General features: G+C 64.7%; 21 protein-coding genes. 7 read left to right on the forward strand and 14 right to left on the reverse strand.

Annotation, left to right across the window (positions count from 1 at the left end):
* Positions 1–158: 158 nt before the first annotated feature.
* The 4 genes from K3F49_RS23145 to K3F49_RS23160 form a co-directional block, all read right to left on the reverse strand.
* On the reverse strand, positions 159–842 hold the full coding sequence (locus K3F49_RS23145; protein ID WP_234683257.1) for a hypothetical protein: 684 nt from the start codon (positions 840–842) through the stop codon (positions 159–161).
* Between the two features lie 88 nt (positions 843–930).
* Entirely contained in the window at positions 931–1,641 is a 711-nt protein-coding gene (locus K3F49_RS23150) for a hypothetical protein (protein WP_234683258.1), read from the reverse strand.
* Positions 1,642–1,774: 133 nt separating this feature from the next.
* Positions 1,775–2,023 (reverse strand): hypothetical protein, encoded by a 249-nt coding sequence (locus tag K3F49_RS23155; protein WP_234683259.1) that lies wholly within the window; start codon positions 2,021–2,023, stop codon positions 1,775–1,777.
* A 122-nt stretch (positions 2,024–2,145) separates the two neighbouring features.
* Positions 2,146–3,111 (reverse strand): NAD(P)H-dependent flavin oxidoreductase, encoded by a 966-nt coding sequence (locus tag K3F49_RS23160; RefSeq protein WP_234683260.1) that lies wholly within the window; start codon positions 3,109–3,111, stop codon positions 2,146–2,148.
* Positions 3,112–3,219: 108 nt separating this feature from the next.
* On the opposite strand from K3F49_RS23160, the gene K3F49_RS23165 reads away from it, so the two are divergent.
* Complete coding sequence (locus K3F49_RS23165; protein ID WP_234683261.1) at positions 3,220–4,782, forward strand: AMP-binding protein; 1,563 nt, start codon at positions 3,220–3,222, stop codon at positions 4,780–4,782.
* A 409-nt stretch (positions 4,783–5,191) separates the two neighbouring features.
* On the opposite strand, the gene K3F49_RS23170 is transcribed toward K3F49_RS23165, so the two are convergent.
* The 7 genes from K3F49_RS23170 to K3F49_RS23200 all read right to left on the reverse strand — a co-directional run bounded on the left by K3F49_RS23170 (position 5,192) and on the right by K3F49_RS23200 (position 10,741).
* Positions 5,192–5,965 (reverse strand): thioesterase family protein, encoded by a 774-nt coding sequence (locus tag K3F49_RS23170; RefSeq protein ID WP_234683262.1) that lies wholly within the window; start codon positions 5,963–5,965, stop codon positions 5,192–5,194.
* A gap of 11 nt (positions 5,966–5,976) precedes the next feature.
* The gene (locus tag K3F49_RS23175; protein ID WP_234683263.1) at positions 5,977–6,945 is read right to left on the reverse strand and encodes an NAD(P)H-dependent flavin oxidoreductase; all 969 of its coding nucleotides are present in this window, start codon (positions 6,943–6,945) and stop codon (positions 5,977–5,979) included.
* A 271-nt stretch (positions 6,946–7,216) separates the two neighbouring features.
* Positions 7,217–8,617, reverse strand: a complete 1,401-nt coding sequence (locus tag K3F49_RS23180; RefSeq protein WP_234683264.1) for an aspartate ammonia-lyase — start codon at positions 8,615–8,617, stop codon at positions 7,217–7,219.
* Positions 8,618–8,647: 30 nt separating this feature from the next.
* Positions 8,648–9,169, reverse strand: coding sequence for a hypothetical protein (locus K3F49_RS23185; RefSeq protein WP_234683265.1), 522 nt, complete (start codon positions 9,167–9,169; stop codon positions 8,648–8,650).
* Between the two features lie 44 nt (positions 9,170–9,213).
* Positions 9,214–9,816 carry a YqaA family protein gene (locus K3F49_RS23190; RefSeq protein WP_234683266.1) on the reverse strand — a complete coding sequence of 201 codons (603 nt, stop codon included), beginning with the start codon at positions 9,814–9,816 and terminating at the stop codon, positions 9,214–9,216.
* Positions 9,817–9,851: 35 nt separating this feature from the next.
* Positions 9,852–10,256, reverse strand: a complete 405-nt coding sequence (gene hisE / locus K3F49_RS23195) for a phosphoribosyl-ATP diphosphatase (RefSeq protein ID WP_234683267.1) — start codon at positions 10,254–10,256, stop codon at positions 9,852–9,854.
* Positions 10,257–10,363: 107 nt separating this feature from the next.
* Positions 10,364–10,741: a hypothetical protein gene (locus K3F49_RS23200; protein ID WP_234683268.1), complete on the reverse strand. Its 378-nt coding sequence runs from the start codon at positions 10,739–10,741 to the stop codon at positions 10,364–10,366.
* Between the two features lie 227 nt (positions 10,742–10,968).
* Here K3F49_RS23200 and K3F49_RS23205 point away from each other — a divergent pair, with 227 nt between their 5' ends.
* The 6 genes from K3F49_RS23205 to K3F49_RS23230 all read left to right on the forward strand — a co-directional run bounded on the left by K3F49_RS23205 (position 10,969) and on the right by K3F49_RS23230 (position 18,623).
* On the forward strand, positions 10,969–12,009 hold the full coding sequence (locus tag K3F49_RS23205; protein ID WP_234683269.1) for an ABC transporter substrate-binding protein: 1,041 nt from the start codon (positions 10,969–10,971) through the stop codon (positions 12,007–12,009).
* Between the two features lie 83 nt (positions 12,010–12,092).
* Positions 12,093–13,889, forward strand: a complete 1,797-nt coding sequence (locus K3F49_RS23210; RefSeq protein ID WP_234683463.1) for a glucan ABC transporter ATP-binding protein/ permease — start codon at positions 12,093–12,095, stop codon at positions 13,887–13,889.
* 214 nt (positions 13,890–14,103) lie between these two features.
* Positions 14,104–15,579 carry a D-alanyl-D-alanine carboxypeptidase family protein gene (locus K3F49_RS23215; RefSeq protein ID WP_234683270.1) on the forward strand — a complete coding sequence of 492 codons (1,476 nt, stop codon included), beginning with the start codon at positions 14,104–14,106 and terminating at the stop codon, positions 15,577–15,579.
* Positions 15,580–15,774: 195 nt separating this feature from the next.
* Complete coding sequence (locus K3F49_RS23220) at positions 15,775–17,460, forward strand: long-chain fatty acid--CoA ligase (RefSeq protein WP_234683271.1); 1,686 nt, start codon at positions 15,775–15,777, stop codon at positions 17,458–17,460.
* Positions 17,461–17,474: 14 nt separating this feature from the next.
* Positions 17,475–18,029 carry a DUF924 family protein gene (locus K3F49_RS23225; protein ID WP_234683272.1) on the forward strand — a complete coding sequence of 185 codons (555 nt, stop codon included), beginning with the start codon at positions 17,475–17,477 and terminating at the stop codon, positions 18,027–18,029.
* Positions 18,030–18,137: 108 nt separating this feature from the next.
* Positions 18,138–18,623 carry a peroxiredoxin gene (locus K3F49_RS23230; RefSeq protein ID WP_234683273.1) on the forward strand — a complete coding sequence of 162 codons (486 nt, stop codon included), beginning with the start codon at positions 18,138–18,140 and terminating at the stop codon, positions 18,621–18,623.
* Positions 18,624–18,733: 110 nt separating this feature from the next.
* On the opposite strand, the gene rnhA is transcribed toward K3F49_RS23230, so the two are convergent.
* Genes rnhA through ispH form a run of 3 tightly spaced genes read right to left on the reverse strand, consistent with a single transcriptional unit; the run spans position 18,734 to position 21,153 of the window.
* On the reverse strand, positions 18,734–19,198 hold the full coding sequence (gene rnhA / locus K3F49_RS23235) for a ribonuclease HI (protein ID WP_234683274.1): 465 nt from the start codon (positions 19,196–19,198) through the stop codon (positions 18,734–18,736).
* The gene (locus K3F49_RS23240; RefSeq protein ID WP_234683275.1) at positions 19,195–20,178 is read right to left on the reverse strand and encodes a homoserine kinase; all 984 of its coding nucleotides are present in this window, start codon (positions 20,176–20,178) and stop codon (positions 19,195–19,197) included. The genes rnhA and K3F49_RS23240 overlap by 4 nt, the downstream gene beginning before the upstream one ends.
* A 6-nt stretch (positions 20,179–20,184) precedes the next feature.
* Positions 20,185–21,153 carry a 4-hydroxy-3-methylbut-2-enyl diphosphate reductase gene (ispH, locus tag K3F49_RS23245; RefSeq protein ID WP_148749947.1) on the reverse strand — a complete coding sequence of 323 codons (969 nt, stop codon included), beginning with the start codon at positions 21,151–21,153 and terminating at the stop codon, positions 20,185–20,187.
* Positions 21,154–21,292 lie beyond the last annotated feature (139 nt).

Raw genomic sequence — 21,292 nt, forward strand, 5'->3', positions numbered from 1 at the left:
GTCCCCAAGCTAGCAGCGCTACTCCCATGACGCGGCCTCTGGCTGGCTGCGTCAATCATGCCTTGGACCGGTATCATCCGGAAGTTGAAATTAGCGGCAAGCGCTGCCACAGAACGAACCGCCGCTCACGATCGCGTGCGCGGCGGATGCGTCAGATGTCAGTCGTCATCCGGACCGAACAACGAGAAGCCACCGCGTGGACGGCGGACCACAACATGACGGGTATCGGAATCCGCGCGAACGTTGCGCGCGACATCATCCCAGTCGGTCTGATCGCGGCCGCCGCGTGCATCACGCGTGTCATAGCGGCGCCGCTCGGTCCATCGCTCACGGCGCTCAGTACGTCGCCGCTCGGCCGCGGCACGCTTCACGTCAGAATCCCTGGCCTTGGCATAGGCGTTGTCAGGTGAGGATGCCGGTTCGATCGAAGCCTGTTGCTCGACGGGCTTTGTCGCTTGCGGTGCCGGCGCTGGCACCGGCTTGGGCGGCTCGACCGCGGCGGCTGTCTGCGGAGGTGGCGGTGCCGCGGGGTCAGCGCTTGCCTGGGTGGTCTGCGTATCAGGCTTGGTTTCAGGCTTGGCTTCGCTCTCGGCCTGTGCGGGGGCTGCGATCATCGCGCCAAAACTTTGCGAGCCGGAGAGATATTGCACGCGCTCGGACGGCGCGCTCGTCGTGGCCGGCGCGGCAGCTTCCGCCGGCTGCGCCATCTTGCTGGTATCGGGCCCCTGCTTCGGCGCGATCGGATGCATGATGTTGCCGGCGACGATGCCGCCGCCGAGACCAATGGCGATGGCGGCGACGATCGATCCGGCACCGACGAAATAGGCTGTCGAAGCGCGCATTGGTCCACTCCCTGTTCGGAGCAGGCAACGCCTTGGGATTGCCGGATGTTCCCTGATGCGAGCGCGGTTCCTCAGAGGAACCCAAGCATCAGATCTGCTGCGCGACCTTCTCGAGCCCGATGATGCGGGCGAGCTTGCGCACTTCTTCCTTCTGGTCGTCACGCAGCTGGAACAGCAGCGGCATCGCGGCCGACTTCAATTGCTGGACCTCGTCGCAGTTCGGATCGATCTGCACGTTCGGGCCGTTGGGATTGGAGAGCTTGTTCGCCGAGATCTTGCGGACGACGTTGCGCAGTGCCGACTCGACCGAGGGCCAATAATATTCCTGCGACGACGACAGCTTCAGGCGGTCCCTGATGCCGGCGATCTGCACCTCGGAGAGCAGCGAATAGGTCTTTTGCGGCTGCGGCTTCGCGACCGCCTTCGGCTTCGGTGCAACCTCGATGGCGGCGGTGGTTTCCGCAGGCGCGGGCGCCTCGTTCACATTCGCCTTCGGCATCGGGAAATCGGACGGGGTGGCCGCAGCAAAGGCCTGGCGCAGCGGCTCGGTCAGCACGGGGGCCTGGGACAGCCTGTCGGCAGGAACCTGCACCGGATCGATCGCGGCCGAGGCCAGTGCCAGCGTCGGAACCAGCCGGTCGGCCTTGGCGGCGCGGTTGGCGGCGAGCGGCTTGGGCGGGGCCGGCGTGATCATCTCGGCGCTGACGCTGGGCACGCTGTCGCGGCCGAGAATGGCAGTGGTGGCGGCGCCGAGGACGAGGAAACAGGTCAGCACAATGAGGGTGATGGCTCTGGACAAACGTCTCTCCGGAAGGACCGCTTCACGATGTTGTCAACGGTGCCCGGGAAAAGGGCACGAATTAAGGCTCGAGTGTGCCTTTGAGGCGACAATCACCACGCCTGCGGCGACGACCCAAAAAAGCTTAATAAAATCAGACGGCTGCGCCCAGATCGTAAGCGTCCTGGATGTCGGCGACGATCTCCGAGGCCTCCCAGACGGCGCGCGGCTCGACCGATTGCAGCGTCACCGTCCAATTGCCGCCCCGGCGGGTGCGGGGGACGCTGACGATGTCGAAGCGGACGGTGCGGCAGAGCGGGTGGCGGGCCAGCGCATGCGCGACGCGGACGCGGATCTCGTCCAGCGTTGCGGCTGTCTTGCTGTTGAGAAAATCGAAATCCATCGCCTGTCCCTCTCGTCCTGATTGGCGGCCGTGAGGGGATTCTTGGCTGGCGATGGTTAATCTGCCGTTAAGTGCAGGCTTGCGGACCCATGCGGGATTAACCGTGCTGGCGGCGCGGAATGCTATCGCCGCGTCGCGCCGCGATACTCGGCGGCCGTCCGGGCCACGAGATCGTCGACCGCCATCACGTCCGTGACGCCCGACGTCGAATGGCCGCCGCTCCAGATGTCGCGCCAGCGTTTGGGACGATTCTCGCGCGCGGTGACGTCGATGTCCTTGCCGATGTCGATGGCGCCGCGTGCCGGAAGGTCATCAGGATCGAGCCCGGCGGCGACGATCGAGCGCTTCAGCATGCTGGTCTGCAATCCGGTGAACGCGGTGGTGAGCAGAATGTCATCGGCGCTGCTCTCGACCAGCATCTGCTTGTAGCGTTCGTCAGCCATGCTCTCGCGCGTCGCGATGAATTTGGTGCCCATGTAACCGAGATCGCAGCCGAGCACTTCGGCCGCATGCAGCGCATGACCGTCGCTGATACCGCCGGCGAGCACGATGATGCCCTCGTAGAATGCGCGCACCGCACGGACGAAGGCGAACGGATTGAGCCAGCCGGTCTGTCCGCCTGCGCCTGCGGTGAGCAGCACCAGGCCATCGGCGCCTGCCGCTGCCGCGCGCTCGGCGTGGCGGATCGAGGCGACATCCGCCAACACGAGCGCGCCCGCGTCGTGCAGCGGCTTCAACACAGGCGCGGGCGAGCCGACCGAGGTGATGACGATCTCAGGCTTGTGCCGCAGCAGCACGGCGAGATCCTGCTCCAGTCGTGCATTGGAACGATGCACGATCAAATTCGGACAGAGCGGCGCGGTGTTGCGGCCGGTTCGATTCTCGTGCTGACGCAACCGCGTTGCGATCTCGGTGAGCCATTCGTCGAGCTGTTCCGTGCTGCGGCAATTCACGGTGGGGAAGCTGCCGATCACGCCGTTGCGGCAAGCCGCGACCATCAGCTCGACGCCCGACACCAGAAACATCGGCGCCGCGATCAAAGGCAGGCTGAGACGATCGCGAAAAATTCGCAGTCGATCGGATGTCACGCAAATCTCCCGGCGCGGGCTTTGTCGTTCCATCCCGCGTTCCCTGTGCTAGCCTTGCGCGCAAACATTGGCACGACACAAGCCGATGGCAAAGCAACGAGGAAACATATGGCCGATCCGCTCCACGCATCGTCGCCGACTTGCGCGCAGACGCTACGGGCGCTGGCGCGCTATCCCGGCCGCACCGCTTTCGCCTGGCCCGGCGGATCGCTGAGCTATCAGGGCACCATCGATCTGATCGGACGCATCCAGGGCGTGTTCGTGCGGCTCGGCTTGCAGCCCGGCGCGCGCGTCGCCTTCCTCACCGCGAACCGCGCCGATACCTGGTGTGCCGGCGTCGCCGCGCAATTGTCGCGATACTGCATCACCTGGCTGCATCCGCTGGGATCGGAGACGGACCAGCTGTTCCAGCTCGAGGATTCCGAAGCCGAAGTACTGGTGGTCGATGTGGCTACCTTCCGCGATCGCGGCGGCGAGCTCGCCGCAAAAGCAACGCGGCTCAAGGCGGTCTTCACCATGGGGCCGGCCGACTACGGCATCGACCTCTTGCAGGCGATTGAGGGCGCGGGACATGCCAGCGCACGGTGCCTCGCCGGTCTCGACGATCTCTCGACGCTGAACTACACCGGCGGCACGACAGGGAAGTCCAAGGGCGCGTTGCGCTATCATCGCGAAAACGCCGGCGCGGCCGGCGCGATCCTCGCCGATTTCGAGATCCCGGACGCCGCGCGCTATCTCACCGTCGCCCCGATCAGCCATGTCGCCGGCACAAAAGTGCTGCCGACGCTGATGCGCGGCGGCACCGTGCACATGTTGAAGGGTTTCGATCCCGAGGCCGTGCTTGCGACGATCGCGCGCGAGCGCATCAACTTCACGCTGTTCGTGCCGACCATGATCTACATGCTGCTCGATCATCCCGCGCTGAGCACGACCGATCTCTCCTCGCTCGAGCTCGTGCTCTACGGGGCGTCGGCGATGTCGCCGAGCCGGCTGCTGGAAGGTATCGAGCGCATCGGCCCGGTGTTCTCGCAGCTCTACGGCCAGACCGAATGCTATCCCGTCTCGGTGTTGCGCAAAAAGGATCACGATCCCAGGACGCCGGAGCTGTTCTTGTCCTGCGGCTTTCCGATTGCGGCCTGCGAGGTCAAAATTCTCGACGACAACGACCAGGAAGTGAAGACGGGCGACGCCGGCGAAATCTGCGTACGCGCGCCGCATGTCATGGCGGAATACTGGAAGCGGCCCGACATCACCGCGGAGACGTTGAAGAACGGCTGGGTCCACACCGGCGACATCGCGCGCCAGGACGAGCGCGGCTACATGTTCATCCTCGATCGCAAGAAGGACATGATCGTCACCGGCGGCTTCAACATTTTTCCGCGCGAGGTCGAGGACGTGCTGTCGCAACATGCCGACGTCGCGATGGTCGCCGTCGTCGGCATCCCCGACGAGAAATGGGGTGAGGCCGTCACGGCCATCGTCGTGCCGCGCGAGGGCGCAAAGCCGGATGCCGACGAGCTGATCAATCTGGTGCGGACGCGAAAGGGTTCCGCGCATGCGCCGAAACAGATCCAGTTCGTCAAGCAGCTGCCGATGACCGGCGTCGGCAAGGTCGACAAGAAGGTGCTGCGCGCGAGCTTCTGGAGCGGACGAGACCGGATGGTGGGATAATCTCCCTGATTGCAGCGACAGGTTCGGACTACACGTCTCGCGCGAAACGCCGGGAATGATCGGCGTTCTCACCCGGGATTTTACGGTGTCGTGTGGCCTCGGCACCACAATGCGCGACGGAGTGCGGGCCTGCCGTGCCTGCGCGATTGCCGGCGAATCAGGGAATCAATTAGACCGCTGATGGGGCTGGGAAGCGGAGTAGGACATGCGAGTCGCTTCCCTGGAAAGTGCAGTCGCTGCGGTCACGTTGATCACGGCTATCATCGTGGTGCTGTGGGAGATCAAGATCTTCTACGGAGCATGAACAGGCAGGATGCCCTGGTCGGGCACGACCAAGCATCCCTTCCGCGGCGGCGGAAGCCTGCCGTTCATTCGGCCTACGCAGCAACCGCGGCGCGTGCCGCAACGCTCAGCGCTTCTCGATCACCAAACTCTGCACCGCGCGGCCGAAATAGCCCTGGCGGTCGGCCAGCCGCGACATCGCAAGCCCGGCGCCGTCCGGGCCGATCCAGGATTCGCCATCGAGCAAGATCCAGTCGCCGACCGGCTGCCGCGCCAGGCTCACCGAGAGGTCGGCGTTGATGAAGGTCCAGGTGCGGAAGTCGAGCGTCGAGGCGGTGCCGTTGGAAAAATCGGCGGCGACCACGGCGCGCATCGCCTGCGAGACCGCCTCGCCCTCGACCAGCGGATGGTCGAGGCGAAACCAGATCGCGCCCGCACCGGCCTGGCCGAAGCGGCCGCGTGCGGCGCGCATCGAGACCATGCCCGCGAACGGACTGGTCGCGCCGTGACCGTCCTCGACCAGCGAATCCTCGGGCGATGGCAGCGTGACCGGCAACTCCCTGACGTCGTCGGGCAGCGGCTGTGACTGCTGCTTGATCTTGAGTACGGTGGCGCCGACAACCTGTACGCCGTCGGCGAGCAGCTTGACCTCGCAGAGCTGAATCTTGCGGCCCTCCCGCAGCACGTTGCTCTCGATCGTGAGCGGCGCGACAGGCACCGGACGCATCAGATCGATGGTGACGCGCGCGATGTGCATCGGCACAGGCGTCGGAATCCGCTCCGCCGCCCACGTCACCAGCGCCGATGGCGCCGAACCGTGCTGCATGCGCCGGTCCCACGGCCCCGCCGCATTCGGGCTGGTGACGACGCTGTTACCGTCAACGCGGTAGATGGCGGTCATTGCGAGCGCCATCACAACGGCGGGTCGATCGCTTCCTCGTATTCCTTCTTGAAACGCGCGATCATCTCGGCCGCGGGCACGATACCCTCGACGCTGCCAATGCCCTGGCCCGAGCCCCAGATCTCCTTCCAGGCCTTCGGCTTGGCGCGTTCGCCGGAGGCGTCGGTGCCGAAGTTCATCTTCGACGGATCCGACGTCGGCAGATTTTCCGGATCCATGCCGGCGGCGAGGATCGAGGGCTTCAGATAATTGCCGTGCACGCCGGTAAAGAGATTGGAATAGACGATGTCGTCGGCCGTCGAGCCCGCGATCATCTCCTTGTACTTCTCGACCGCGTTGGCTTCTTTCGTCGCGATGAAGGCCGAGCCGATATAGGCGAAATCCGCACCGAGGATGCGCGCGGCACGGATCGCCTTGCCGTTGCCGATGGCGCCCGACAGCGCGATCGGGCCGTCGAACCACTTGCGGGTCTCGGCAACGAAAGCGAGTGGCGAGATCGTGCCGGCATGGCCGCCTGCACCAGCCGAAACCAGGATCAGGCCGTCGGCGCCCTTCTCGATCGCCTTGTGCGCGAATTTCTGGTTGATCACGTCGTGGAAGACGATGCCGCCCCAGCCGTGCACCGCCTGATTGAGCTCCTCGCGTGCGCCGAGCGAGGAGATGACCATGGGCACTTTGTATTTGGCGCAGAGCTGCATGTCGTGGTCGAGCCGGTTGTTCGACTTGTGCACGATCTGGTTGACCGCGAACGGCGCCGACGGCTTGTCGGGATGCGCGCGGTCGTAGGCCGCGAGCTCCTCGGTGATCCGCGCCAGCCATTCGTCGAGCAACTCCGGCGGCCGCGCGTTCAGCGACGGGAACGAGCCGACCACGCCGGCCTTGCACTGCGCGATCACGAGGTCGGGCACCGAGATGATGAAGAGCGGCGAACCGATCACGGGGATCGACAGGCGTCCCTTGAACAGAGCAGGCATGGACATTGCGGAACGATCCCTTGTTGACGGACGCATTGAAGGTTGGGGGCCATACCAACAAGGCAATCTTTCCACTGTCAAGTATTGCGTTTTGGCGCCGGGGCGGACGCCGTTACCGCAATTCCAACGCGCGGAATTCCAACGGCGCACGGCCTATCCATCTTCTCCGTCATTGCGAGCGAAGCGAAGCAATCCAGACTGTCTCCGCAGAAAGACGCTGGATTGCTTCGTCGCAAGAGCTCCTCGCAATGACGAGGAGAGAACTGCGGACGTTCCACTATCCAAGCAAATCCGGATTGATCAACCGCTCGAACGAGAACATCTCGTCCCATTTTTCCTGCGTCAGCAGCTTGCGTTCGATCACCACGATCTGGTGCAGGGACTTGCCGCTCTTGTAGCCCTCGCGCGCGATCTCGGCGCATTGCTTGTAGCCCAGCAGCGGTTTCAGCACGGTGACGATGCCGAGCGAGTTCAGCACCATGTTGCGGGTGTGCTCCTCGTTGGCGGTGATGCCGACGACGCAGTTCTCGCGCAGGCTGTTGACCGCGCGCTCCATGGTGCGGATCGAGAAGAACAGCGCAAACGAGATCACCGGCTCCATCACGTTGAGCTGGAGCTGTCCGGCAGAAGCCGCGAGCGTCACCGTGGTGTCGAGGCCGATGACGAGGAAGCTCGTCTGGTTGACGACCTCGGGGATCACGGGATTGACCTTGCCCGGCATGATCGAGGAGCCCGGCTGCAATTGCGGCAGGTTGATCTCGTTGAAGCCGGCGCGCGGGCCGGAGGCGAGCAGGCGGATGTCGTTGCAGATCTTCGTCAGCTTGCTTGCGGTGCGCTTGAGCACGCCCGAGAGCTGCACATAGGCGCCGGTGTCCGAGGTCGCCTCCACGAGATCGCCGGCGAGAATGAAGTCGACGCCGGTCAACGCGCTGAGATGCCGGACCGCGAGCTTGGGATACCCGATCGCCGCGGTGACGGAGGTACCGATCGCGGTGGCGCCGAGATTGATCTCGCGCAGCAGCGCGCGCGCCTCGGAGATGCGGTCGACCTCCTCGCCGATCGTGGTGCCCCAGCCGCGGAATTCGGCGCCGAGCGACATCGGCACGGCGTCCTGAAGATGCGTGCGCCCCATCTTCAGCACGCGTTCGAACTCGCGGCCCTTGGCGAAGAAGGCCTCCTGAAGCTGGCGTAGCGCCGTCATGTAGCTCTCGAGCCGCAGGATCAGCGCCAGCCGAAACGCGGTCGGATAGGTATCGTTGGTGGACTGGCCGTAATTGACGTGGTCGTTCGGGCTGACGTGCTGGTAATCGCCCTTGCTGAAGCCGAGCGATTCCAGCGCGAGGTTGGCGATCACCTCGTTGGCGTTCATGTTGGTCGAGGTGCCGGCACCGCCCTGGATGAAGTCGGTGACGAACTGGTCCATCATGTCGCCGGCGATGACGCGGTCGCAGCCGAGGATGATCGCATCGGCCACCTTCGTGTCGATCGCGCCGAGATCGCGGTTGGCCATCGCGGCGGCCTTCTTCACGTAACCCAGCGCCTTCACGAAGTAAGGCTCCTGGTTCATCGGAATGCCGGTGATGTGGAAGTTTTCCTTACCCCGGATGGTCTGGACGCCGTAGTAGATGTCGTCGGCGATCTCACGCTGTCCGAGGAAGTCCTGTTCCGTGCGGCTCATGGGGCGCTCCTTGCTGCTCGCGCGACGTCCTCAGTTCTGGCACAGCGCGCTGGTAACGACGGTATCGGTGCGGCAATCATCCGGTTTGCGTTGCCTGCCCGGAATGAGAACCCTGGCCGAGCACTTCTCGGCGGAATCGGTGTTCAGGCTCCTGCCTTCCTTGTAGCCCTTGCCCTGGCAGAGTTGATCGGCCGCGAGCTTGCAGTCCGGGCCGCCGCTTGGCGAGACCGGACAGGCCACGCGCCCCGACACCATGCTGGACGGCCGCGCCAGGCGCGACAGATCGTTCATGGTCTCGCTCGGGCTTTTGATCGGCGGCAGAATCGAGGGCAGCTTGTCGAACAGCTTGCCCATTTCATTGATCAGCCCGGGGTTTTCCGAAGGTGCGGCCGTCGAGGGCGGCGGCCCGGCCTGCGGCCCCTGCTCCTGCAAGCCGAGTGACGGCGGCGCCGATTGGGCCCACCCGGTCCCACCGGCACCGGGCAGGAGCAGCAGCACCGCTGAGATCAGCGTCCCGAGCTGCACCGCCGGATTTCCGGATCGAGCCATCATAGGGACAACCGTAGCCGAAGCCGGCGCGGGGGCAAAGCGCGAGCTTAAATCAGCTTGATCGCCACCACGAAGCCGAGCACCAGTACGGCGGCGCCGAGCGCCACCCATAGGCCGAGATGCTCCTCGAGCTTGTGCCGGATCCAGTCGCCGTAGCGGTTGAGCAGGATCGCCACGATGAAGAAGCGCCCGCCGCGCGCGACGATCGAGCACAGGATGAAAAGAACGAGGTTGTAGCCGGCAAAGCCCGAAGTGATCGTGACGAGCTTGTAGGGGATCGGCGTCAGGCCCTTGAGCAGGATGATCACGGCGCCCCACTCCGCGTAGGAGGCGCGGAAAGCATCGACCTTGTCGCCGAGGCCGTAGGCCTGGATCAGCCAATGACCGACCGAGTCGAACAGCAGCGCGCCGATGGCGTAGCCGAGCAGACCGCCGACCACCGAGGTGACCGTGCAGATCGCGGCGTAGAGCCAGGCGCGCTGCGGGCGTGCCAGCGACATCGGGATCAGCATCACGTCCGGGGGAACGGGAAAGAAGGAGCTTTCGGCGAAAGCCACGGCCCCCATGATCCAGAGCGCGTAAGGCTTGTGGGCGGCGTCGATGCACCAGTCGTAGATACGTTTCAGCATGGCGCCGCGATGAAGCACCATGGGACGGATTTGTCCACCGTGAGTTTTGTGAACGTTTAGTGCCGTTTGCGCGCCGCGCGGCCCTCGATCGCGACAATTGGACGCCGGGCAGAGATGCGCGGTGACGCGACTTTGGGCAGTTTCATCGGCGACTTCGGCAGCTTTTCGGCAATGCCCAGCATATCCTCACGCCGCGACATCTCACGCCAGACGTCTTCGGGGCGCACGCCGGCGGAAGCCCAGAGCACGGTGAGATTATAGAGCAGATCGGCGCTTTCCCGGACCACCGCCTCGGTGTCGCCGTTGACCGCATCGATCACGACCTCGATCGCCTCTTCGGCCAGCTTCTTCGCCATTTTGGAGGGCCCACGCTGAAACAGCCGGGCAGTACGCGATGTTGCCGGATCGAGGTCCCTGGCCGCGAGCACAGCCAGATATAGCCGTTCAAGCGAATCACTCATCGTCCTGAAAAAATACTCTAAACCAATGCAAGAGGCGTTAACGCCTGATCATAAGAGCAAAAGAAAGGCCGGCGCGGCAAGCGCGCCGGCCTGTCGTGGTCAACGAATTACCAGCAACCCGCGCCGCCTCGGCTGCAACTGGCAAAGGGGTCGCGACCGACACTGCCATTGCCCGGGTATTCGCGACTGTTGCTGTAGCGATAGCTCGGGCCACCGTAATAGACCGGACCTTCATCGTAGTAGACCGGACCGCCGCCGTAATAGGCCGGGGCATCATAGGCGTACGCATCGCGGGTCGCGGCGATCGCAAGACCGGTGCCGATGGCGCCGGCAATGGCCGCGCCGGCAAAGGCCGCGCCGCCGCCACCATGCCAGTGGCGGCCGCCCGCGAACGATGCGGTGGGGGCGACGGTGGTCAGCGCCAGCACCGCGGCGGTGGCGAGAACGGCCTTGCGGCCGGCAAATTTCGAAAATCGGTCAAACATCGCTTGGACCCTCCTTGGGACCGTCATTGGTGCCTCGAGACAGGCTCATGTCTTTCAAACACCCGCAGCCCATGTTGGGTTCCCCAACCCCAACGGAAGATGAATGGGGCTGCGTGATCGTGACGCAACCACCGCTCATCTGTCGTTCAGGTTGACGCGATCAGACTTGCCCGCAGCCGGCGCTGCGAGCGTCACGAAACCACAACAATGCGGAACCGGCGCGACCGATGGTTGGATTCAAGGCGATCGTCTCTCACTGCCTGCTGGTCTTCTCGATCGTGCTTGCCGCACGGGACGTCCATGCGGCCGAGACCGCCGCGCCGTCTGTGGCGATCCATTTCAGCTTCGACCGCCCGGTCGATGCGAGCATGGCGCCGTTCTTCATGGCCGCAAAGGACGGCAGGTTCGGCGCCGAGCACCTCAACGTCTCCTTCAACAGCGCAGCCGGCTCGCCGGAGGCACTTGCGCGCGTTGCCAAAGGCGATAGCGAGCTCGCGCTCGTCGACATCAACGAGCTCATTCGTTTTCGCGACAAGGCCGATGCGCCACCTATCAAGGCGGTGTTCGTGCTGTTCAACCGCGCGCCCTACGCGATCGTCGCCCGCAAGAGCCGCGGCATCCATCTGCTCTCTGATCTCGACGGCAAGACTGTCGGTGTCGCCGACAGCGATCTGTCGATTCGGCTGTGGCCGGCGTTGGCGCGGCAGAACCGCATCGACGTCGCGCATTTGAAATTCTTCAAGATGAGCGCGGCGGTGCGCGAGCCGGTATTGTCGGCAGGGCAGGTCGACGCCGTCGCCGGCTTCTCCTATCTCTCGGCCGTGAATTTGCGCGACCGCGGCGTGCCGGCCGACGATCTCGCCGTGCTGCGTTATGCCGACTATGGCTGCGAGGCCTACGGTTTTGCGGTCGTCGCCAATCCCGCCTTCGCCACGGCAAAGCCGGATGCGCTGAAGGGTTTTGTCCGCGCGCTGATTGCGGGCATCAACGCCACTGCGAAGGAGCCGGCGCGCGCGGCGGACGAGGCCGCCGGCCGCATCGAGGACGGCGACCGCGACCTCGAGCTCGCGCGCCTGCGCTCGGTGCTCGCCGACAACATCCTCACCGACGAGGTCCGCCGCAACGGCCTCGGCGGCGTCGACCCGGCGCGCCTGGACCGTTCGATCGACGAGATCGCGGAGGATTTCAGATTCCGCAAGCGTCCGGCGGCGGACGACATCTTCGACGACCGGTTCCTGCCGCCGGTCGAAAGCCGGCTCATCAATTGAGCAAAACCGGCAGCTTCCGCTGTATCTCGCGGCCAATCCCTGCTTAGAATATCGGCTCCGTGACCGCCGAGTTCTTCGCCCGCATGCCCATCCTCCGCCTCTACACCCGCGTTCTCGAGCTGCTCGGCAAGGAGGCGCGCCTTGGCTGGCTGCTGGCGTTCGCCAATCTCCTGCTGGCGGGTTCACAATTCGCCGAGCCGGTGCTGTTCGGCCGGATCGTCGACGTGCTCTCCGGCAAGACGGTGGCAGGCTCCAGCTCGGCCTGGCCATTCCTGATGGCATGGGTCGCGTTCGGACTGTTCACCATCGGCTGCAGCGCCCTCGTGGCCTTGCAGGCCGACCGGCTCTCGCACCGCCAGCGCCAGGCGGTGCTGACCAGCTATTTCGAGCACATTCTGCAACTGCCGCTGACCTTCCATTCCGGCACCCATTCGGGCCGGCTGATGAAGGTGATGCTCAACGGCACGGACGCGCTGTGGCGGCTCTGGCTCGGCTTCTTCCGCGAGCACTTTGCGGCGATCCTGTCGGTCGTGGTGCTGCTGCCGCTGTCGCTATACCTGAACTGGCGGCTCGCGATCCTGCTGTTCGTGCTCTGCGTCGTCTTCACCGCGCTGACGACCTTCGTCGTGCGCAAGACCTTCGGCATGCAGATGGCGGTCGAGGAGCAGTACAGCGAGCTCTCCGCGCGCGCCTCCGACGCACTCGGCAACGTCGCGCTGGTGCAGAGCTTCGTGCGCATCGAGTCCGAGGTGAAGGGCCTGCGCTCCATCGCCGACCAGCTGCTCGCGGCGCAAATGCCGGTGCTGTCATGGTGGGCGCTCGTCACCGTGATTACGCGCGCCTCCACCACCATCACCGTGCTCGCGATCTTCACCCTCGGCATCGCACTGCACGACCAGGGACTGACCTCTGTCGGCGAGATCGTGATGTTCGTGAGCTTCGCGACGCTGCTGATCCAGAAGCTCGAGCAGGTCGTGAGCTTCATCAACAACGTGTTCATGGAAGCCCCGCGCCTGCGCGAATTCTTCAACGTGCTCGACGCGGTGCCTGCGGTGCACGACCGGCCTGACGCGATCGATGCGGGCCGGCTCTCCGGCCTCGTCGAGTTCAACGACGTCACCTTCTCCTATGACGGCAAGCGGCCGGCGATCGAGGATATCTCCTTCACCGCGCTGCCCGGCCAGACCATCGCGCTGGTCGGCCCGACCGGCGCCGGCAAATCGACCGCGATCGCGCTCTTGCATCGCGCGTTCGATCCGCAATCCGGCATCATCAGGATCGACGGCATGGACGTGCGCGGCGTCACGCTGACATCGCTGCGACGGAACATCGGCGTCGTGTTCCAGGAAGCGCTGCTGTTCAACCGCTCGATCGCGGAGAATTTGCGTGTCGGCAAGCCGGATGCGACCGAGGCCGAGATGCGCAAGGCGGCCGAGCGCGCGCAGGCGCTCGAATTCATCGATCGCAGCGGCGGCTTCGAAACCAATGCCGGCGAGCGTGGCCGCATGCTCTCAGGCGGCGAGCGGCAGCGACTGTCGATCGCCCGTGCGCTGCTGAAAGACCCGCCGATCCTGATCCTGGACGAAGCAACCAGCGCGCTCGATGCCGTCACCGAGGCCAAGGTGAACGCCGCTCTCGATGAAGTGATGAAGGGCCGCACCACCTTCGTGATCGCCCACCGCCTTTCCACCATCCGCAATGCCACGCGGATCCTGGTGTTCGAGAACGGACGGGTGACCGAAAGCGGAACTTTCGATGAACTCGTGGCAAAAGGCGGCCATTTTGCCGAGCTCGCCAGGGCCCAGTTCATGGTGCAGGAACATCAAAAGGCCAGTGTCGGTGCCGCCGAGGCCGCTGCGTCTGCCGCCAAGTCGCCTTAGCAGGTCGCCTTAGCAAGCCCCTTAACAAGCCCCCGTGGCACCGTCGAAATTCGGCCTATTTCATTGCGGAATACCCGGCCGAAGCCCCTATTCTCGACGCAAGAGCCGGTATAGGTTTGCGCTGCCGCGAGCGGCGGCGCTGGATTTCAGAACCGAACAGAGATCACGAGATTCCGACCGGACCCGGCGGATCTCCAAGGACCGGAATCGGATAGTGCACGCCTTTCGCCCGCTGCTTCGCAAGCCCCTGTTTAACCTGTTCGCTGCGGCTCTCGCCGTCGCTGCGCTGCTCGCACCGCGCGTCGCAAACGCGGAAGCGCTGCTCCTGATCGAAGCCGACAGCGGCAAGGTGCTGCAAGCCGAAAACGCGACCATTCCCTGGTATCCGGCCTCGGTCACCAAGATCATGACCGCCTATGTGACGCTGAAGGCGGTGAAGGACGGCAAGATCACGCTCGACTCGATGCTGACGGTGTCGCCGACGGCCGCCTCGCAATCGCCCTCGAAGATGGGCCTCCGTCCGGGAACACAGCTCACCGTCGACAATGCGCTGAAGATGATGATGGTCAAGTCGGCGAACGACATGGCCGTGGTGCTGGCCGAAGGCATCGGCGGCTCGATCGACGGCTTCTCCGTGATGATGAACGACACCGCGAAGAAGCTCGGCATGACGCAGACGAACTACGTCAACCCGAACGGCCTGCCCGCGGACGGACACGTCACCTCGGCACGCGACCTCGGCATTCTCGCCCGTTCGTTCCTGCGCGACCTGCCGGAATATGAGTACTTCGTGCACATCCCGGCGATTCGCTTCGGCAAGCGCGTTACCGGCAATTTCAACAAGCTGATCGGCCGCTATCCCGGCGCCGACGGTTTCAAGACCGGCTTCATCTGCGCCTCCGGCTACAACCTCGTCGCATCCGCCACGCGCAACGGCCGCCGCCTGATCGCGGTGGTGCTCGGCGCCAACTCAGGCACCGCACGCGCGGTGAAGGCGGCGCAACTGCTCGAGCGCGGCTTCAGCCAGGATAGTCTGTCGTGGCTGCGGCCCTCGCTCGGCACCGTCGAGAACCTCGTTCCGGTCGACGCCTCGCCGCCGAACCTGCGCGAGGAGATGTGCGGTGGTCACCGCAAGCGGCCCGCCAGCGACGACGACGATGCGCTGATCGCGACCAACGGCGGCGGCACGAGCGGTTCTGCCACCGGCGGCGAAGCCCAGGTGACGTTCTTTACCGCAGGCCTCCAGCCGCCGCTGATGAAGGCGTCCGAGCTGATGGCCTCGGCGCCTGCAGCCGCAGAGCCCGTGGTGGTCTATACCGGCCCGCCCCGAACCGGCGCGGCCCTCGTCGCGGCGGTCGCAGCCGACGCCGACCAGCAGACCCCGCCAAAGGCGCGTGGCAAGAAGTCGCGCGTCGCCAAGAAGCCCGAGACCGGCAGCGACGCCAAAACGGCCGCGGCGAAGCCGGCGACCGCCAAGCCTGACGCTGCTTCCAAGAGCATTGCCAGGACCGATGCCAAGACTGACACCAAGAGCGATGCCAAAACTGCGGCAAAGCCGACGGCGAGCAAGCATGCCGCGGCCAAGCCTGTAGCGGACAAGCCGGCGGCGAGCGGCGATCAGGCTGCCAAGCCCGCCAAGCCCAAGGCGGCGACCAAGCCTGCGCCGAAGCCCGCGCCAAACAACAGCTAGGTTGACGCTCCAGGCCCCCCGGGCAGCGCCCGCACTTCGCACCTGCGGCAGCGATTTGTGACGATTCCAGTAGCCAGCTCCCCGGCCTTTGCCTAAGCCTCGACCGCTTGCCAGCCGTTCCGGCAGGCTCGATACTGCCGGCAATGAGGCAAGCCCGAGACACAACGGGCTCTGGTGTGAGAGAGGGGAGTTTCCATGGAGCGCATCTGGCTCAAGCAATATCCGCCCGGCGTGCCCGCTGATATCGAGCCGACGCAATACGCATCGCTGGTCGACCTCCTCGAGGAGAGTTTTGCGAAGTTCGCCGATCGCAAGGCGTTCATCTGCATGGACAAGGCGATCAGCTATCGCGACCTCGACCAGATGTCGCTGGCGCTCGCTGCTTACCTGCAGGGACGCGGCCTGCAGCGCGGTGCGCGTGTCGCGATCATGATGCCGAACGTGCTGCAATATCCGGTCGCCACCGCCGCGGTGCTGCGCGCCGGCTTTGCCGTGGTCAACGTCAATCCGCTCTACACCCCGCGCGAGCTCGAGCATCAGCTCAAGGATTCCGGCGCCGAAGCCGTCATCGTGCTGGAGAACTTTGCTCACACGGTCGAGCAGGTGATCGCGAAGACGCAGGTCAAGCACGTCATCGTCGCCAGCATGGGCGATCTGCTCGGCTTCAAGGGCGTGATCGTCAACCTCGTCGTCCGCCGCGTGAAGAAAATGGTGCCGGCCTGGTCGCTGCCCGGCGCGGTCTCGTTCAACGATGCGATCTCGGCCGGCCGTGGCCAGACCTTCAACAAGCCCAAGCTCTCGCCCGGCGACGTCGCTTTCCTGCAATATACCGGTGGCACCACCGGCGTCTCCAAGGGCGCCACGCTGCTCCACCGCAACATCGTCGCCAACGTGCTGCAGAACGACGCGTGGCTGCAGCCGGCGATGGCTGCGCCGCCCCATGTCGATCAGCTCATGATTGTGTGTGCGCTGCCGCTCTATCACATCTTCGCACTGACGGCCTGCTACCTGCTCGCGGTGCGCGCCGGCGGCTGCAATCTCCTGATCCCGAACCCGCGCGACATCGCGGGCTTCGTCAAGGAGCTCGCAAAATACCAGGTCAACAGCTTCCCGGCGGTGAACACACTCTACAACGGCTTGATGCACCATCCCGATTTCAAGAAGCTCGACTTCTCGAAGCTGAAAATCTCGAACGGCGGCGGCATGGCGGTGCAGCGCCCGGTGGCCGAGCAGTGGAAAAACGTGACCGGCTGCTTCATCGCCGAAGGCTACGGCTTGTCGGAGACCTCGCCGACGCTGACCTGCAATCCCGCGACCACGACCGAATTCTCGGGATCGATCGGCATTCCCGTGCCCTCGACCTGGATCTCGATCCGCGACGACGACGGCAACGAGGTCCCGCTCGGCCAGGCCGGCGAGATCTGCGCCAAGGGCCCGCAGGTGATGTCGGGCTACTGGAACAGGCCGGAGGAGACTGCGAAGGTCATGACCGCGGACGGCTATTTCCGCACCGGCGACATCGGCATCATGGACGAGAAGGGCTACACCAAGATCGTCGATCGCAAGAAGGACATGATCCTGGTCTCCGGCTTCAACGTCTATCCGAACGAGATCGAGGAAGTGATCGCGAGCCATCCGGGCGTGCTGGAATGCGCGGTGATCGGCGTTCCCGACAGCGGGTCCGGCGAAGCGGTGAAGGCCTTCGTGGTCAAGAAGGACCCGAACCTCACGCCGGAGGACGTCATCAAGTTCTGCCGCGAGCAGCTCACCGGCTACAAAGTGCCCAAGCAGATCGAATTCCGCACAGATCTGCCCAAGACCAATGTCGGCAAGATCCTGCGTCGCGAACTGCGCGACGAAAAGAAGGCTCAGGCGGCTTAAGCCGTCTTTTGCTGATGTCAGAGACCCACGACGTGACACCGGCCGGCATTCTCGCCTTCTGGCGCGAGGCCGGTCGCGAGCGCTGGTACAAGCGCAACGACGCCTTCGATGCCGAGGTCCGGCACCGCTTTCTCGCGCTCTGGCAGAAGGCGGCCGCCGGCGCGCTGGCGTCATGGGAAGACAGCGACGACGGCGCGCTCGCGCTCGTCATCGTGCTCGACCAGTTTCCACGCAACATCTTCCGAGGTACGCCGGAAGCTTTCGCCAGCGACGCGCTTGCGCGGGACGTCGCTCGCCGTGCCATCGCACGGGGCGCCGACCGCAGGATCGATCCCATCCTGCTCGAGTTCCTCTACATGCCCTTCATGCATTCCGAGCATCTGGCCGACCAGCTGCATTGCATTGCGCTGTTTGAAAACACCGACAATACGGAAAACCTGAAATACGCCCGGGAGCACGCCGACATCATCCAGCGGTTCGGCCGCTTCCCCCACCGCAACGGCCTGCTGTGCCGCGACACCACCGCAGAGGAGCAGGCTTTCCTCGACAACGGCGGTTTTGCGGGCTGATGACATAACGGTGAAGGGCCGCCGGCCCCTCAGCTTCCCTCGCCCGCAATGTTGTGCAGTCCCGCGCCACGGTCTAAAAAGCCCTACCGATTTTCAGGGAGACTGACGATGGCGATCCAGACTGGCGACAAGCTGCCCGAGGCGAAATTCCGCGTGATGACGGCGGAAGGCCCGCAGGTGAAGACCACCGACGATATCTTCAAGGGCAAGAAGGTGGCGCTGTTCGCGGTGCCCGGCGCCTACACCGGCACCTGCCACAAGATGCATCTGCCGAGCATCTTCCTCAACGCCTATGCGATGAAGGACAAGGGTATCGACACCATCGCGATCGTCTCGGTCAACGACGCCTTCGTCATGAACGCCTGGAAGCGCGACACCGACCAGCGCGACGAGGCGATCTTCCTCGCCGACGGCAATGCCGACTTCGCCAAGGCGATCGGCATGGAGCTCGATGCCTCCGGCAACGGCCTCGGCATCCGCTCCAAGCGCTATTCGATGCTGGTCGAGGACGGCGTGGTCAAGAAGCTGAACCTCGAAGCGATGCCCGGCAAGGTCGAGGTGTCCGGCGGCGATACGCTGCTGGGGCAGCTGTAATACTCTCGTCATTCCGGGGCGTGCGCAGCGCGAGCCCGGAATCCATCTCGCGTTAGAACGCGTAGAGGAATGGATTCCGGGCTCGCCCTTCGGGCGCCCCGGAATGACACCTACTCCGCCACCCGCTGCTGCGTCCGCGCCTTGACGATGCCGTCGCGCGCGAGTTGATCCGCCCGCTCGTTCTCCGGATGCCCGGCGTGGCCCTTCACCCAGTGCCAGCGCACGTCATGCGCCTTCAGCGCGGCGTCGAGGCGCTGCCATAGCTCGACGTTCTTGACCGGCTTCTTGTCGGCGGTGCGCCAGCCGTTGCGCTTCCAGCCGTGGATCCAGCCGGTGATGCCCTGCCGGACATATTGGCTGTCGGTGTAGAGATCGACGGTGCATGGCTTCTTCAGCGCTTCGAGCGCCGAGATCGCCGCCATCAATTCCATCTGGTTGTTGGTGGTGTGGCGCTCGCCGCCGTTCAGCTCTTTTTCCTTGTCGCCGAACTTCAGGATCGCGCCCCAGCCGCCGGGCCCGGGATTTCCCGAGCAGGCGCCGTCGGTATAGATCGTGACATTGGGAAGCTCGCTCACGCGACCAGTCCTGACGGCATCAGCCCATAATCGCGCACGCTGGAGACGCTCTGGTGGAAGCGCAGCTTGCGGAAATATTCCAGCGGATCTTTCGGCTTGACCAGCGCGCCCGGCGGCACATTGAGCCAGTCGACCAGCCGCGTCAGCAGGAAGCGGATCGCGGCGCCGCGCGCCAGCAGCGGCAGCGCAGCCTCCTCCGCCTCGGAGAGCTTCCGCACCCGCCCATAGGCGTTGAGGAAGGCGCGCGCCTTGGTGACGTTGAAGGAATGATCCGGCTCGAAACACCAGGCGTTGAGGCAGATCGCGACGTCGTAGGCCAGCATGTCGTTGCAGGCAAAGGTGAAGTCGATGATGCCCGAGAGCTTGTCGCCGAGGAAGAAGACATTGTCATTGAAGAGGTCGGCGTGGATCACGCCTTCCGGCAGATTGGTCGGCCAGACGCCACCGGAGAGATAGTCGAGCTCGGCGGCGAGAAACGCGCGCAGGCCCGGCTGCACCTCGTCGGCGCGGTTCGCCGCGGCATCGAACAGCGGCCGCCAGCCAGCGACCGACAGCGCGTTGGCACGCTTGATCGCAAAGTTCTCGCCGGCCAGATGCATCCGGGCGAGGCCCTCACCGACGCCGGCGCAATGCGTCGCGTTCGGCTTGCGCGGCCAGATGCCTTCGAGAAAAGTGATGATCGCGGCGGGCCGTCCCTGTAGCTCGTGCAGCGCCTCGCCGTCTTTCGCCTTCACCGGCAGCGGACAGCTGAGGCCGTGCTCGGCGAGATGCGTCATCAGCGCGAGGAAGAACGGCAGATCGTTCTTCGCCACGCGCTTCTCATAGAGCGTGAGGATGAACGAGCCGCTGGTGGTGTGCAGCAGGAAATTGGTGTTCTCGACGCCCTCGGCGATGCCCTTGTAGGAGAGCAACTCGCCGAGATCGTATTGCCTCAGGAAATCCGCAAGCTCGTCGGCGGCAACGTCGGTGTAGACCGCCATAAAAGTCTACTCGGCGGCGGCTTCGGGGCGCACCTGGCGCGGCAGCGGGAAGAACTCGTTCTCTTCCGCGGCAGAGACCGTCTCCACATGCAGCGTGTAGCGCTCGGCGAACGCGTCCATGATCTCCTCGACGATCACCTCCGGCGCCGACGCGCCCGCGGTGATGCCGAGGCTGGTGATGTTTTCGAACCGCGTCCAGTCGAGGTCGGCGGCGCGCTGCGCCAGCACCGCAACCTTGCAGCCTTCGCGCTCGGCAACCTCGCGCAGGCGCTGCGAGTTTGACGAATTGGGGGCACCGACAACAATGAGCGCGTCGACCACCGGCGCAACCTTCTTCACCGCGAGCTGGCGGTTGGTGGTGGCGTAGCAGATGTCTTCCTTGTGCGGCCCGTTGATGTTCGGGAAGCGCTCCTTGAGCAGCGCCACGATCTCGGCGGTGTCGTCGATCGACAGCGTGGTCTGGGTCACGAAGGCCAGATTGTTCGGGTCCTTCGGAGCGATGGTCTTGGCGTCCTCGGCGGTCTCGATCAGGGTGACGGCGCCGACCGGCAGCTGGCCGAGCGTGCCGACCACTTCGGGATGATGCGAGTGGCCGATCAGGAAGATCTCGCGGCCGCGCTTGAAGTGGATCGCGGCCTCGCGGTGCACCTTGGTCACCAGCGGACAGGTCGCATCGAGCGAGAACAAATTGCGGGACGTGGCGTCGGCCGGAACCGACTTCGGCACGCCATGGGCCGAGAACACGACCGGGGCTGTGGTGTTCTCCGGGATTTCGGCCAGCTCCTCGACGAAGATGGCGCCCTTCTTCTTCAACCCGTCGACGACATATTTGTTGTGCACAATCTCATGGCGAACGTAGACGGGGGCACCGTATTTATCGAGCGCCCGTTCCACGGTGTCGATCGCCCGGACCACGCCGGCGCAGAAGCCGCGGGGAGAACAAAGCACTAACTTGAGGTCTGGTTTGGCTGACATTGAGTGATCCTGGGACCGAATCACCCATTCGCCTTCTGGCGGGGGACGGTCGATGGATGGAAAAGGGCCTAAAACGGTCGGCTTGGACTTTATAGCGACTTGAGAGGGAATTGGCCCCCCTTTCGGGCGCTGTCAAGGC

This window comes from Bradyrhizobium monzae (genome assembly GCF_021458635.1).
Taxonomy (GTDB): Bacteria; Pseudomonadota; Alphaproteobacteria; order Rhizobiales; family Xanthobacteraceae; genus Bradyrhizobium.